This window comes from Pantoea sp. 18069 (genome assembly GCF_902706035.1).
Taxonomy (GTDB): Bacteria; Pseudomonadota; Gammaproteobacteria; order Burkholderiales; family Burkholderiaceae_C; genus Comamonas.
In genome coordinates this window covers 1-381 of record NZ_CACSJA010000157.1, presented here as the reverse complement: position 1 = coordinate 381, position 381 = coordinate 1, and the positions used below count along the sequence as shown (strand labels likewise).

Below are 381 nucleotides of genomic sequence, written 5' to 3'. Positions count from 1 at the left end.
ACCATAGAATCCCCTGCGCCAACGGTGCTTACGACATCGACTGACGGTGGTTTGGCGATCCATTCGCCGGAGGCATTAACCCAAAGCGCGCCTTCGGCACCCAGTGAAATAACGACATGCGCAATACCTTGTTCACGCAGCGCATGCGCAGCTTCAATCACATCTTTCATTTCAGGCAGTTTACGGCCTGCCCAGATTTCCAGCTCGCGGCGGTTAGGTTTCACCAGCCACGGTGCCGCTTTCAACCCTGCTACTAACGCTTCACGGCTACTATCAAAGATAATGCAAGGACACTGACTACGCAGGCGAGTCATCCAGTCGGTGAACGCTTCCGGGCTGACGCCTGACGGTAAGCTTCCGCTGACACAGACCATATCGAAC

At 55.1% G+C, this 381-nt stretch carries 1 protein-coding gene; it reads right to left on the bottom strand.

The window, feature by feature from the left end:
- A partial coding sequence (locus GVL12_RS26030) for a PfkB family carbohydrate kinase (RefSeq protein WP_235033998.1) occupies positions 1-381 on the bottom strand: 381 nt, incomplete at both ends.